Below are 13,498 nucleotides of genomic sequence, written 5' to 3' on the forward strand. Positions count from 1 at the left end.
AAGATGGACCTCGATTTCACTCCCGAAGAGGAAGCCTTTCGCGCTGAAGTGCAGCGCTTCCTCGCCGCCGAACTGCCGGCGTGCACCGCGCGCAAGGTGAAGGGCGGCCTGCACCTGACGCGCGACGACATGCGCGAATGGCACGCGATCCTCAACGCGCGCGGCTGGCTCGCGAGCCACTGGCCGCGCGAATACGGCGGCCCCGGCTGGAGCGTCGCGCAGAAATTCCTGTTCGACAACGAATGTGCGCTCGCCGGCGCGCCGCGCATCGTGCCGTTCGGCGTGAACATGCTCGGCCCGGTGCTGATCAAGTACGGCAACGACGCGCAGAAGCGCCACTGGCTGCCGCGCATCCTCGACGGCACCGACTGGTGGTGTCAGGGCTACTCGGAGCCGGGCGCCGGCTCCGATCTCGCGTCGGTGAAGACGAGCGCGGTGCGCCACGGCGATCACTACGTCGTGAACGGCCAGAAGACGTGGACCACGCTCGGCCACTACGCGAACATGATCTTCTGCCTCGTGCGCACCGCGACCGACGTGCGCAAGCAGGAAGGCATCAGCTTCCTGCTGATCGACATGAATACGCCGGGCGTCGACGTGCGTCCGATCATCACGCTCGACGGCGAGCACGAGGTGAACGAAGTGTTCTTCACCGACGTGCGCGTGCCGGTCGAGAACCTAGTCGGCGAAGAGAATCGCGGCTGGACCTACGCGAAATACCTGCTCACGTACGAGCGCACCAACATCGCGGGGATCGGCTTCTCGACCGCCGCGCTCGACCGGCTGCGCGCGGTGGCCGCGAAGGTCACCAAGAACGGCCGGCCGCTCGCGGACGATCCGTTCTTCGCGGCGCGGCTCGCGCGCGTCGAGATCGAGCTGGAAAACATGCGCACGACCAACCTGCGCGTGCTGGCCGCGGTCGCGGGCGGCGGCGTGCCGGGCGCGGAAAGCTCGATGCTGAAGATTCGCGGCACGCAGATCCGCCAGGAGATCACCGCGCTGATGCGGCGCGCGATGGGGCCGTACGCGCAGCCGTTCGTCGACGACGCGCTCGACGCCGATTACGACGGCGAACCGGTCGGCCCGGAAGAAGCCGCGAGCGCCGCGCAGCAGTATTTCAACAATCGCAAGCTGTCGATCTTCGGCGGCTCGAACGAGATCCAGAAGAACATCATCGCGAAGATGATGCTCGGGCTGTAACGAGGGACGCGACGATGGATTTCCAGCACACAGAAGACCGCCGGATGCTGGCGGACACGTTGAACCGCTTCATCGCCGAACAGTACGCGTTCCCGGTGCGCGACCGCATCGCGCAGTCGGCCGAAGGCTTCGACCGCGCGATGTGGCAGCGCTTCGCCGAACTCGGCACGGTCGGCGCGCTGTTTGCCGAAGCCGACGGCGGCTTCGGCGGCGCGGGCTTCGACATCGCCGTGGTGTTCGAATGCCTCGGGCGCGGGCTCGTCGTCGAGCCGTTCCTCGGCGCGCTGCTCGCGGGCCGCGCGCTGTCGCTCGCCGGCGGCGATGCGCATCGCGACCGGCTCGCCGCATTGATCGACGGCAGCGCGAGCGCCGCGTTCGCGCACGACGAACCGGGCTCGCACTATGAACTGACGACCGTGCGCACGCGCGCCGAACGGTCCGGCGACGGCTGGGTGCTGACCGGCGCGAAAGGTGTCGTCGACCAGGCCGCGCAGGCGGCGTTCTTCGTCGTCAGCGCGCGCGTGTCCGGCAACGACGACGACGCGGCCGGCATCGGCCTGTTCGTCGTGCCGGCCGATGCGCCGGGCGTGTCGCTGCGCGACTACCGGAAGATCGACGGCGGCCGCGCGGCCGAAGTGCGCTTGGAGCGTGTCGCGCTGCCGGCCGACGCCGCGCTCGGCGCGCCGGAGGCGCTCGACGGCGAAGCGGGCGCCGAGCTGCTCGAACGCGTGCTCGGCTACGGGCTGCTCGCGCTGTCGGCGGAAGCGCTCGGCGCGATGGACGTCGCGAAGGAGCACACGCTCGACTACCTGCGCACGCGCAAGCAGTTCGGGTTGCCGATCGGCAGCTTCCAGGCGCTGCAGCACCGGATGGCCGACCTGCTGCTCGAAGTCGAGCAGGCGCGCTCGGCCGTGATCAACGCGGCCGCGCAGCTCGACGCGCCGCGCGCGGTGCGCGAGCGCGCGCTCGCGGCGGCGAAATACAGCATCGGCCGGATCGGCACGCTCGTCGCCGAGGAAAGCATCCAGCTGCACGGCGGGATCGGGATGACGTGGGAGTTGCCGCTGTCGCACTACGCGAAGCGGCTGGTGATGATCGATCACCAGCTCGGTGACGAGGATCATCATCTCGCGCGCTACATCGCGCTGTCGAAACAGTAACGGCGAAAACGCGAATGGAGGAGACAAGGATGACGAACGAACGGTGCGCGTTGCCGCTGGCGGGCGTGAAGGTGCTCGATTTCTCGCGCGTGCTGGCCGGCCCGTGGTGCGCGATGGTGCTGGCCGATTTCGGTGCGGAAGTGATCAAGGTCGAGCACCCGGCGCGCGGCGACGATACGCGCGACTGGGGGCTGCGGATCGGCGACACCGAAACCACCTATTTCAACAGCGTGAACCGCAGCAAGCGGTCGATCTGCGTCGACCTGCAGACGGAAGCCGGCCAGCGCATCGCGCGCGAGCTGGCCGCGCAGGCCGACGTGCTGATCCACAACTTCAAGTTCGGCGGCGCGGAGAAACTCGGGCTCGGCTACGACGCGCTGGCCGAACTGAATCCGCGCCTCGTGCACTGCGCGATCTCGGGCTACGACCGGTCGGGCGCCGAGGCCGCGCGGCCCGGCTACGACCTCGTCGTGCAGGGCGAGGCCGGGCTGATGGCGCTGAACGGCGAGGCCGGCCAGCCGCCGCTGAAGTTCGGCGTCGCGGCGGTCGACCTGTTCACCGGCATGTATTCGGCGCAGGCGATCCTCGCCGCGTTGTACGAACGCCATGCGACCGGGCGCGGGCGGCGCATCGAGATGGCGCTGTTCGATTGCGGGCTGATGATCACCGCGTACTACGGGCTCGACGCGCTGCTGATGGGCGAGGACCCGCCGCGCTACGGCAACGCGCATCCGTCGATCGTGCCGTACGGCGTGTTCGACGCGGCCGACGGTCCGCTCGTGATCACGGTCGGCAACAACACGCAGTTCGCGCGCTTCTGCGACGCGATCGAGCGGCCCGATCTCGCGGCCGACGAACGCTACAAGACCAACCTCGGCCGCTCGGAGAATCGTGCCGACCTGCTGCCCGAGATTCGTCGCGAACTGGCACGCCGGTCGCGCGCGACGCTGCTCGCCGCGCTCGCCGATGCGGGCATCCCGTGCGGCGAAGTGCTCGGGCTGCACGAAGCGCTGACGTCCGAACGTGCGACGAGTGCCGGGCTCGTCACGCGGCAGCCGCATCCGGTCGCGGGCGGCGTCGACGTGCTTGCGCCGCCGTACCGCTTCGACGGCGCGCGGCTGCCGGTGCGCGGCGCGCCGCCGGTGCTCGGCGCCGATACCGAGGCGGTGCTGGGCGGCTGGCTCGGGATGTCGGCGGAGGACGTCGCGCGGCTGCGGGCGGATCGCATCGTGTAATTCAATTTACCGCCGCGGCGCGGGCGGAACAGTCGACGCGCGCCGACCATTCCACAAAACACCGCTCGCCATGACGAGCTGGAAATGGAGACACCATGGAGCTTTCCGTCATCGAATCGGTCACGGCGCGCCGCGACTACCAGCAGCTCGTGCGGGCACGGCGCCGCTTCAGCTTCACGCTGACGGCGCTGATGATCGCCACCTACTACGGCTTCATCCTGCTCGTCGCGCTCGCGCCGCACGTGCTCGCCGCGCCGCTGTACCGCGGCGCGACGACGACGGTCGGGATCGCCGCGGGTGTCGCGATCATCCTGATCGCGATCGGCCTGACCGCGTGCTACGTGCTGCGCGCGAACCGTGCGTTCGACCGCCGCGTCGACGCGATCCTGCAACGTTCGTGACGGAGGCCCGCATGCGACGCATTGCGCGCGCGCTCGGCGCGCTGACCGTTCTCGTCTCCTCCACCGCCCATGCGACCGGTGTCGCCGGCCCGATGCCCGACAAGGTCGAGCTGAACCCGGTCGCGATCGCGATGTTCTTCGCGTTCGTGTTCGCGACGCTCGCGCTCACGCGCTGGGCCGCGCGCCGCACCCGCTCGACGCGCGACTTCTACACGGCCGGCGGCGGCATCACCGGGCTGCAGAACGGGCTCGCGATCGCCGGCGACTACATGTCGGCCGCGTCGTTCCTCGGGCTGTCGGGGATGGTGTTCATGTTCGGCTTCGACGGGCTGATCTATTCGATCGGCTTCCTGGTCGGCTGGCCGTTCGTGATGTTCCTGATCGCCGAACCGCTGCGCAACCTCGGCAAGTTCACGTTCGTCGACGTCGTCGCGTACCGCTTCGCGCAGCGGCCGATCCGGCTGCTGACGTCGGCGAACGCGCTGACCATCGTCGTGCTGTACCTCGTCGTGCAGATGGTCGGCGCGGGCAAGCTGATCCAGCTGCTGTTCGGGCTGTCGTACGGCACGGCCGAGCTGATCGTCGGCGTGCTGATGGTCGTCTACGTGTTCTTCGGCGGGATGACCGCGACCACCTGGGTGCAGGTGATCAAGGCCGTGCTGCTGCTGTGCGGCGCGACGCTGCTCGCGGTGCTCGCGCTCGGCGAGTTCGGCTTCAGCATCGACGCGATGTTCCGCCGCGCGGTGGCCGTGCATCCGGGCGCGCTGTCGATCATGGGGCCCGGCAAGCTGATCCGCGACCCGGCCAACGCGCTGTCGCTCGGCATCGCGCTGATGTTCGGCACGGCCGGCTTCCCGCACATCCTGATGCGCTTCTTCACGGTGCCGAACGCGAAGGAGGCGCGCAAGTCGGTGCTCTACGCGACGGGCTTCATCGGCTACTTCTACCTGCTGACCTTCGTGATCGGCTTCTCGGCGATCGTGCTGCTCGCGCAGCATCCGGAATTCTTCCGGCTCGGCGCGAACGGCACGTTCAACCTGACGCACGACCTGCTCGGCGGCTCGAACATGGTCGCGGTGAAGCTCGCGCAGGCAGTGGGCGGCAACTGGTTCTACGGGTTCATCGCGGCCGTCACGTTCGCGACGATCCTCGCGGTGGTCGCGGGCCTGACGCTCGCCGGCGCGACGACGATCTCGCACGACCTGTATGCGCAGATGTGGGCGCGCGGCAAGCCCGACGAACGGCTCGAGATGCGCATCTCGCGCGCGGCGACGATCGGGCTGTCGGCCGTCGCGATCGCGCTGTCGATCCTGTTCGAGCACGTGAACGTCGCGTTCATGGTCGGGCTCGTCGCGGCGGTGGCCGCGAGCGCCAATTTCCCGGTGCTCGCGATGTCGATCTTCTGGCGCGGGATGACGACGCGCGGCGCGGTGCTCGGCGGCGGCCTCGGCCTCGTGTCGGCGGTCGCGCTCACGGTGTTGTCGAAGTCGGTGTGGGTCGACGTGCTGCACCACGCGCACGCGGCAGTGTTCCTCGACAACCCGGCGCTCGTGTCGGTGCCACTCGCGTTCGTCGGGATCGTGGTCGGTTCGCTCGCGGATCGTGGCGAGCGCGCACGCCGCGAGCGCGACGCGTTCGCGCAGCAGGAGTTCTACGCGCAGACCGGCCTGCTGGCCGGCGAGGCCGTGCAGCACTGATTCCTCTGACAAAATCGGCCAACCGTCCGGATCGCCGGACGAATATTTTCCGGAAATCCGGAATCCCGGATTTCCTTGCCTGCCGCATTATGGGAAATACAATGAAAACAACGGCTTGAGGGGTTCCGGAAACCTGGCATCGACCTTGCAATATAAAGCGCATGGCCGGCCTCCGGCCTGACTATTAAACCAAGGAGACAACCGATGACCAATGCCTTCCTCCCCCTCCGGATGTCCTGAGGCATCGCTTGTTGCGGCACGGCAGCCGCGCGGGCGAATGCCTTTCCCCTGAGACATTCGCCTGCGCGCGTGACGCCGTTTCCACGGCTCATCTACTTCAGCAGGAACCATCGTGAAGAAGAAACCCTTCTACAAAGTGCTCTATGTGCAGGTGATTTTCGCCATCATCGTCGGCGTGATCCTCGGCCACTTCTACCCATCGATCGCCACCGACATGAAGCCGCTCGGCGACGGGTTCATCAAGCTGATCAAGATGGTGATCGGTCCGATCATCTTCTGTACGGTCGTCACCGGCATCGCCGGCATGGAGGACATGAAGAAGGTCGGCCGCGTCGGCGGCAAGGCGCTGCTGTACTTCGAGATCGTGTCGACCTTCGCGCTGCTGCTCGGCCTCGCGGCCACGCACCTGCTGCGTCCGGGCGTCGGCTTCAACATCGATCCGGCGACGCTCGACGGCAAGGCCGTCGCGTCGTACGCGGCGAAGGCGCACGGGCAGTCGACGGTCGACTTCCTGATGCACATCATCCCGAACACGATGGTCGACGCGTTCGCGCAGGGTGAAATCCTGCAGATCCTGCTGATCGCGCTGCTGTTCGGCAGCGTGCTCGCGCACCTCGGCGAGCGCGGCCGTGTGGTCACCGACTTCATCGACGGCCTGACGCGGGTGCTGTTCGGCATCGTGCACATCGTCACGAAGCTGGCCCCGATCGGCGCGTTCGGCGCGATGGCGTTCACGATCGGCAAGTACGGCGTCGGCTCGCTGGTGCCGCTGCTCAAGCTGATCGGCACGTTCTACCTGACGTCGGTCGTGTTCGTGCTCGTCGTGCTCGGCGCGATCGCGCGCTTCACCGGCTTCTCGATCATCCGCTTCGTGTCGTACATCAAGGAAGAGCTGCTGATCGTGCTCGGCACGAGCTCGTCGGAAGCCGCGCTGCCGCAGCTGATGGAAAAGCTCGAGAAGGCCGGCTGCTCGCGTTCGGTCGTGGGCCTCGTCGTGCCGACGGGCTATTCGTTCAACCTCGACGGCACCAACATCTACATGACGATGGCCGTGCTGTTCATCGCGCAGGCGACCAACATCGAGCTGACCTGGATGCAGCAGCTCACGCTGCTGGCCGTCGCGATGCTGACGTCGAAGGGCGCGAGCGGCGTGACCGGGGCGGGCTTCATCACGCTCGCCGCGACGCTGGCCGTCGTGCCGACGATCCCGCTGTCGGGCATGGTGCTGATCCTCGGCATCGACCGCTTCATGAGCGAATGCCGCGCGCTGACCAACATCGTCGGCAACGGCGTGGCGACGGTCGTCGTGTCGGCCTGGGAGAAGGAGCTCGACCGCAACAAGCTGCGCCAGGCGCTGAAGGGCGGCAGCGAAGTCGCGCCGACCGAGACGGCCGGCGTCTGACGCGATGAACGAGCAGGCGGCGGCGCCGCCCGCCGGCCGTGCGGCCCGCGGCGCCCGGGGCATCGAGGCGGAGGCCTATGACACAATAGGCGATCCGCATCGCCAGGAAGCCTCGACCGTGACGCGCCGCCTGCTCATCCTCGTCGTGCTTGCCGCCGCGCTCGTCGCGGCGTGCGCGCTCACGTGGACGCTCACCTGGCAGCGCGGCGTCGCCGAGCTGCAGCGCAATGCCGCGGTGCGCGTCGACCGCACCACCAACGCGCTCAAGAGCACGCTCGATCGCTACGAATCGCTGCCTTACCTGCTCGGCAGCCATCCGTACGTGCAGGATCTGCTCGCGGAGCCCAAGCGCGGCGACTACACCGCGCGCGTCAACCGCTATCTCGAAGACCTCAACGAACACGCGCACGCGACCGTCACCTACGTGATCGGCGCGGACGGCCTGTGCGTCGCCGCCAGCAACTGGCGCGCGCCCGACAGCTTCGTCGGAATCGAATACCGTTTCCGCCCGTATTTTCTCGACGCGATGAACGGCCAGGTCGGCCGTTTTTTCGGGATCGGCACGATCTCGCGCGACCCCGGTTACTACATCTCGCAGCCCGTGTGGCACGACGGCAAGATCGCGGGCGTCGTCGTCGTGAAGCTCAACCTCGAATGGTTCCAGGGCGCCGACGCGTCCGAGCCGCTCGTCGTCGTGGACGATCACGGCGTCGTGTTCCTGTCGTCGGTGCCCGCGTGGAAGTACCACACGCTGCGCCCGCTCACGGGACCGGTCGCCGCGTCGATCTACGAAACGCGCCAGTACGCGCAGCAACCGGTCACGCCGTTGCCGTTGCGTGTCGAGCAGACGCTCGGCGCCGACGCGGAGATCGTGCGCCTCGGCGCCGGCCGGCGCGCGCCGCGCTTTCTCGCCAGCAAGCGGCGGATCGGCGAGCCCGACTGGCTGCTCGTCACGCTCGCGCCGATCGCGCCGATCGATGCCGATGCGCGCAACGCGACGATCGTCACCGGCTTCGGCTTCGTGTCGGTCGCGCTGCTGGCGTTCTACTGGCGAATGCGCCGCGCCCGCGTGCGCGAGATGATCCGCGGCCGCGCGCTGCTGCAGCAGGCGTACGCGGAACTGAACCGGCGCGTCGAGGAGCGTACGGCCGATTTGTCGGAAGCGAACGAGCAATTGCAGAAGGAAGTCGGCGACCGGATCCGCGCGGAGCAGGAGCTGCGCGCCGCGCACGACGAACTGATCCAGGCGAGCAAGCTCGCCGCGCTCGGCCAGATGGCGGCCGGCATCACGCACGAACTGAACCAGCCGCTCGCGGCGCTGCGCAGCTTCTCGGACAACACGCGCGTGCTGCTCGATCGCGGCGAGCAGGCCGCCGCGCGCGAGAATCTCGAGGCGATCGCCGCGCTGACCGAGCGGATGGGCAAGATCACCAACCAGCTGAAGCTGTTCGTCGGCCGCGCGAAGCCGCGCAACGAGCAGGCCCTCGTCGTGCGCGCATTGCGCAGCGTGCTGTCGCTGCTCGACGAGCGCCTGCGCGGCGTCGCGCTCACGCTGACGCTGCAGGACGCGACCGTGTCGCCCGCGCGCGACGCGCCGCTCGACCTGGCGCGTGACTATCTGGAACTCGTCGCGCGCTGCGAGGATCTGCGCCTCGAACAGGTGCTGATCAACCTGCTCGGCAACGCGCTCGACGCGGTGGCCGGCGTCGCGGCGCCGGCGATCGAGGTGACGATCGCGGTGTCGGCCGCGACGCTCGCGGTCGAGGTGCGCGACAACGGCTCTGGGATCGCGCCCGATCTGCTGCCGCGCCTGTTCGAGCCGTTCTTCACGACCAAGGAAATGGGGCGCGGGCTCGGGCTCGGCCTCGCGATCTCGTCGTCGATCGCGAGCGACGCGGGCGGTGCGCTGACCGCGCGCAACGCCCCGTCGGGCGGCGCGCTGTTCGTCTTGACGCTGCGGCGCGCCCGCACGCATCATCCGGACTCCGTGTCCGAGCCGGCGGGTTCGCATTAGCGTGAACAGGCCCGGTCGGCGACCGACCGGCATCAATCGAGAGCCGCGTGCGAGCGCCGCGCGGCCTGTCAGGAGCAAGTGACCAAGATGGCCAACCGGCTGCAAGTGATCTATATCGAAGACGATGCGCTCGTGCGCCGGGCGAGCGTGCAGAGCCTTCAACTGGCGGGCTTCGACGTCGCCGGCTTCGAGTCGGCCGAAGCGGCCGAGAAGGCGATCGTCGCGGATACCGCCGGCGCGGTCGTCAGCGACATCCGGCTGCCCGGCGCGAGCGGGCTCGACGTGCTCGCGCAGTGCCGCGAGCGCGTGCCCGACGTGCCGGTGATCCTCGTCACCGGGCACGGCGACATCTCGATGGCCGTGCAGGCGATGCGCGACGGCGCGTACGACTTCATCGAAAAGCCGTTCGCGGCCGAGCGCCTGATCGAGACGGTGCGCCGCGCGCTCGAGCGCCGCGAGCTCGTGCTCGAGAACCACGCGCTGCGGCGCGAACTGGCCGGGCAGCACGTGGTCGCGCCGCGCATCATCGGCCGCAGCCCGGCGATCGAGCAGGTGCGCAAGCTGATCGCGAACGTCGCGCCGACCGACGCGTCGGTGCTGATCAACGGCGACACGGGCGCCGGCAAGGAACTGATCGCGCGCAGCCTGCACGAGCTGTCGCCGCGCCGCGACAAGCCGTTCATCGCGGTCAATTGCGGCGCGCTGCCCGAGCCGATGTTCGAATCGGAGATGTTCGGCTACGAGCCCGGCGCGTTCACCGGCGCGGCGAAGCGGCGCGTCGGCAAGCTCGAGTATGCGTCCGGCGGCACGCTGTTCCTCGACGAAATCGAAAGCATGCCGCTCGCGTTGCAGGTCAAGCTGCTGCGCGTGCTGCAGGACGGTGTGCTGGAGCGGCTCGGCTCGAACCAGCCGATCCGCGTGAACTGCCGCGTGGTCGCGGCCGCGAAGGGCGACATGAGCGAACTCGTCGCGGCCGGCACGTTCCGGCGCGACCTGCTGTACCGGCTCAACGTCGTGACGATCGCGCTGCCGCCGCTCGCCGAGCGCCGCGAGGACATCGTGCCGCTGTTCGAGCATTTCATGCTCGACGCGGCCGTGCGCTACGGGCGGCCCGCACCGGTGCTGACCGACCGGCAGCGCGCGAGCCTGATGCAGCGCGACTGGCCGGGCAACGTGCGCGAGCTGCGCAATGCGGCCGACCGCTTCGTGCTCGGCGTGGCCGACATGCCGCAGGAAACGGGCGCGGGCGACGACGCCGACAACGACCAGACGCTGAAGGAGCGCATCGAGCAGTTCGAGCGCGCGGTGATCGCCGAGGCGCTGAACCAGACGGGCGGCGCGGTCGCGGCAACGGCCGACCGGCTGCACGTCGGCAAGGCGACGCTGTACGAGAAGATGAAGCGCTACGGGCTGTCGGCGAAAGGCGACACCGAGCGCTGAAAAGCAAACGGACCGCGGAACCGGGTTGCCCGGTCATGCGGTCCGTTGTCTTGCCGGAAGGGCGCGGTGCGCGCGCCTGCGAGCCGGATCGGGCGGCGCTCAGGCCGCGTTGCCGTCGAGCGCCTTCTTGAGCAGTGCGTCGAGCTCCGCGAATTGCGGCGCGCCGACGTAGCGCTTCAGGATCTTGCCGTCCTTGTCGACGACGAAGGTCGTCGGCGTGAGCTGCACGTTGCCGAACTGCTTCGCGACGCTGCCGTCGTCGAGCGCGACCTTGAACGGCAACTGGCGCGTCTGCGCGTAGTTCGCGACGTACATCGGCGGATCGTAGTTCATCGCGACCGCGACGAATTCCAGCCCCTGACCCTTGAAGCGATTGTAGGTATCGACCATCTGCGGCATTTCCTGCATGCAGGTCGCGCAACTCGTCGCCCAGAAATTCACGAGATAGACCTTGCCTTTCAGGTCGCCGGCGGTCGAGACCTTCTGGCCCGACAGCAGCGTGAAGGTCGCGTCCGGCACGCTGGACTTGCCGTTGAACGCGAAGAAGCCGGCGACGGCGATCGCCGCGACGACGGCGGCCGCGACGATATAGCGGACGGGGCCGGTACTGCGGCGGGCGGGGGGCGTGGTGTTCATCTGGTGCTCTCGGAGTCGATGACGCGGATCGATGCAAGGGACGTCGAAATTCGGCGCTCATTTTAGCGCGAATGCGGCGCGCGCACCGGCGGCGGCCCCGCATCCCGGTTGTCAGGTTCGGCGGATAATGGCCGTTTTGCCTGCCGCGATCCACGCCATGCCGAAGGAAGTCACCGATTCGTTGTGCCCCCTTTTTCGCCCGCTGCGACACTTCGCCGCGCTCGCCTGCCTGAGCGCCGCGCTGGCCGCGTGCTCGCCGTCGTACGACTGGCGCACGCTGCACAACGATGCCGGCTATACGATCGACCTGCCGGCGAAGCCGACCGTCGAGCAGCAGCCGGTGGCGCTCGGCGGCGCGTCGATGCCGATGCGGATGCAGGCCGCGCACGTCGACGGCGCGGTGTTCGCGGTCGGCACGCTGACGCTGCCCGACGACCGCGACGACACGCGCCGCGCGGCGCTCGACTTCCTGCGCGCCGGGTTGTCGCGCAACCTCGAGGGCGTGCCACAGACGGCGTCGGTGCCCGTGCCGCTCGCGGCCGGCGGCGCGGTGAACGGGCTCGAGCTGCGCGTCACGGGCGCCGCCGCCGGCGGCGATCGCGCGCGCAAGACGATCGTCGCACGGCTCGCCGCGCGCGGCCGGCATGCGTACCAGGCCGTCGTGATCGCCGACGGGCCGCTCGCGCAGGAGCAACTCGACCAGTTTTTCGGCTCGTTCAAACTCGATTGACGACGGCCGGTGCGGCGTCCGGACACACTGTGACAACTGAAAGTTCGTTCGCAGCTTTCGACGCTAATCGCCGGATTTTGCGAGGGTTTTTCGGCTATCCACAGCGCATGTGGATAACTTTGTTGAAAAGTCGCGCGCATTTCCCGCAGAGCCGCGCCGGACGGCCTTCCGGCCCGTTTGGTCGTCCGTACGCCCTTTGAGAAAAATCAATCAAAACAACGGGATACGAATTCCGTCCGGCAAAGGCCGCGGCGAGTCGCGAACCGGGGCCGGATTCGCGAAATTGTGCATAAGTCAAGTCTTGACAGCCTGATTTTGTCCTCCTGGGGCGCTCACAGCGCCGTCAGCGCGCGCCGGTAGCGGATCGCCTCGGCGATCTGCGCGGCCGTCGGCAGCGGGTCGCCGGCCAGGTCGGCGATCGTCCGCGCGACTTTCAGCACGCGGAAATACGCGCGCGCCGACCAGCCGAAGCGCTCGCCGGCCTCGCGCAGCAGCCGCTCGCCTTCGTCGGTCGGCCGGCACAGGTCGTCGGTTTCGCTGCCGCTCAGCATGTGATTCGTCTTGCCTTGCCGATCGAGCTGCAGCGCCCGCGCCTGGGCGACCCGGGCGGCCACCGCCGCGCTCGGCTCGCCGGGTGCCGTCGCGCGGGTCGCGAGTTCCGCCTGCGACAGCGCGGGCAGGTCGATCTGGATGTCGATGCGGTCGAGCAGCGGCCCCGACAGCTTGCGCAGATAGCGGGCGGCCACGTCCGGCGAGCAGCGGCAGCGCCCGGACGGATCGCCGTGCCAGCCGCACGGGCACGGGTTCATCGCGGCGATCAACTGGCACGCGGCGGGGAAGTCGGCCTGCTGGGCCGCGCGCGAGATCGTGATGCGGCCGGCTTCCAGCGGCTCGCGCAGCATTTCCAGCACGTGCCGGTCGAATTCCGGAAGTTCGTCGAGAAACAGCACGCCGAGGTGCGCGAGCGTGATTTCGCCCGGCTGCGGCGGATTGCGGCCGCCCACCAGCGCGGCGGCGCTCGACGAGTGATGCGGCGCGCGGAACGGCCGGCGGCGCCACTGCGCGGGCGAGAAGCCGAGCCGGCTCGCGGACAGCAGCGCGGCCGAGGTCAGCGCCTCGTCGTCGGTCAGCGGCGGCAGGAGCCCGGCCAGCCGCGCGGCCAGCATCGACTTGCCGGCGCCGGGCGGCCCGACCATCAGCATGTGATGGCCGCCCGCGGCCGCGACTTCCAGCGCGCGCCGGGCGCCGCGCTGGCCGACGACGTCCGCGAGGTCGGGCGCGGCGGGCGCCGGCAGGCCGTCGAGACAGGGCGCCGCGACCGGCGCGAGCCGCCCGTCCGGCGC

General features: G+C 69.0%; 11 protein-coding genes. 9 read left to right on the forward strand and 2 right to left on the reverse strand.

Features of this window, described 5'->3' with window-relative positions:
• Positions 1-3: 3 nt before the first annotated feature.
• The 8 genes from MMB92_RS30375 to MMB92_RS30410 all read left to right on the forward strand — a co-directional run bounded on the left by MMB92_RS30375 (position 4) and on the right by MMB92_RS30410 (position 10,789).
• Positions 4-1,200, forward strand: coding sequence for an acyl-CoA dehydrogenase family protein (locus MMB92_RS30375; protein ID WP_060210978.1), 1,197 nt, complete (start codon positions 4-6; stop codon positions 1,198-1,200).
• A 14-nt stretch (positions 1,201-1,214) separates the two neighbouring features.
• Positions 1,215-2,360, forward strand: coding sequence for an acyl-CoA dehydrogenase family protein (locus tag MMB92_RS30380; protein ID WP_006499061.1), 1,146 nt, complete (start codon positions 1,215-1,217; stop codon positions 2,358-2,360).
• Positions 2,361-2,389: 29 nt separating this feature from the next.
• Positions 2,390-3,595: a CaiB/BaiF CoA-transferase family protein gene (locus MMB92_RS30385; protein WP_277563147.1), complete on the forward strand. Its 1,206-nt coding sequence runs from the start codon at positions 2,390-2,392 to the stop codon at positions 3,593-3,595.
• 95 nt (positions 3,596-3,690) lie between these two features.
• Positions 3,691-3,996, forward strand: coding sequence for a DUF485 domain-containing protein (locus tag MMB92_RS30390; protein WP_006477703.1), 306 nt, complete (start codon positions 3,691-3,693; stop codon positions 3,994-3,996).
• A gap of 11 nt (positions 3,997-4,007) precedes the next feature.
• Entirely contained in the window at positions 4,008-5,693 is a 1,686-nt protein-coding gene (locus MMB92_RS30395; RefSeq protein ID WP_277563148.1) for a cation acetate symporter, read from the forward strand.
• A 352-nt stretch (positions 5,694-6,045) separates the two neighbouring features.
• A complete protein-coding gene (locus MMB92_RS30400; protein ID WP_277563149.1) occupies positions 6,046-7,335 on the forward strand; it encodes a dicarboxylate/amino acid:cation symporter in 1,290 nt (429 codons plus the stop codon).
• 4 nt (positions 7,336-7,339) lie between these two features.
• Positions 7,340-9,349, forward strand: coding sequence for an ATP-binding protein (locus MMB92_RS30405; protein WP_277563150.1), 2,010 nt, complete (start codon positions 7,340-7,342; stop codon positions 9,347-9,349).
• A gap of 87 nt (positions 9,350-9,436) precedes the next feature.
• Positions 9,437-10,789, forward strand: a complete 1,353-nt coding sequence (locus MMB92_RS30410; RefSeq protein ID WP_006499057.1) for a sigma-54 dependent transcriptional regulator — start codon at positions 9,437-9,439, stop codon at positions 10,787-10,789.
• 99 nt (positions 10,790-10,888) lie between these two features.
• Here the strand turns inward: MMB92_RS30410 and MMB92_RS30415 are convergent, their stop codons facing one another.
• A complete protein-coding gene (locus MMB92_RS30415; protein WP_006490813.1) occupies positions 10,889-11,425 on the reverse strand; it encodes a TlpA disulfide reductase family protein in 537 nt (178 codons plus the stop codon).
• Positions 11,426-11,582: 157 nt separating this feature from the next.
• Between MMB92_RS30415 and MMB92_RS30420 the strand changes: the two genes are divergently transcribed.
• Positions 11,583-12,155, forward strand: coding sequence for a hypothetical protein (locus tag MMB92_RS30420; protein ID WP_048986812.1), 573 nt, complete (start codon positions 11,583-11,585; stop codon positions 12,153-12,155).
• A gap of 332 nt (positions 12,156-12,487) precedes the next feature.
• Here the strand turns inward: MMB92_RS30420 and MMB92_RS30425 are convergent.
• Positions 12,488-13,498 (reverse strand): YifB family Mg chelatase-like AAA ATPase (locus MMB92_RS30425; protein ID WP_277563151.1); only part of this gene is annotated, 1,011 nt, incomplete at its 5' end.

The sequence above is a fragment of the Burkholderia sp. IO2 genome (assembly GCF_029522185.1).
In the GTDB taxonomy this organism is placed as follows: domain Bacteria; phylum Pseudomonadota; class Gammaproteobacteria; order Burkholderiales; family Burkholderiaceae; genus Burkholderia; species Burkholderia cenocepacia.

Bases quoted from the DNA above. Each gene is read 5' to 3' on its own strand.
- MMB92_RS30375 (WP_060210978.1), top strand. From the start codon at position 4: ATGGACCTCGATTTCACTCCCGAAGAGGAAGCCTTTCGCGCTGAAGTG.
- MMB92_RS30380 (WP_006499061.1), top strand. From the start codon at position 1,215: ATGGATTTCCAGCACACAGAAGACCGCCGGATGCTGGCGGACACGTTG.
- MMB92_RS30385 (WP_277563147.1), top strand. From the start codon at position 2,390: ATGACGAACGAACGGTGCGCGTTGCCGCTGGCGGGCGTGAAGGTGCTC.
- MMB92_RS30390 (WP_006477703.1), top strand. From the start codon at position 3,691: ATGGAGCTTTCCGTCATCGAATCGGTCACGGCGCGCCGCGACTACCAG.
- MMB92_RS30395 (WP_277563148.1), top strand. From the start codon at position 4,008: ATGCGACGCATTGCGCGCGCGCTCGGCGCGCTGACCGTTCTCGTCTCC.
- MMB92_RS30405 (WP_277563150.1), top strand. From the start codon at position 7,340: ATGAACGAGCAGGCGGCGGCGCCGCCCGCCGGCCGTGCGGCCCGCGGC.
- MMB92_RS30410 (WP_006499057.1), top strand. From the start codon at position 9,437: ATGGCCAACCGGCTGCAAGTGATCTATATCGAAGACGATGCGCTCGTG.
- MMB92_RS30415 (WP_006490813.1), bottom strand. From the start codon at position 11,425: ATGAACACCACGCCCCCCGCCCGCCGCAGTACCGGCCCCGTCCGCTAT.
- MMB92_RS30420 (WP_048986812.1), top strand. From the start codon at position 11,583: ATGCCGAAGGAAGTCACCGATTCGTTGTGCCCCCTTTTTCGCCCGCTG.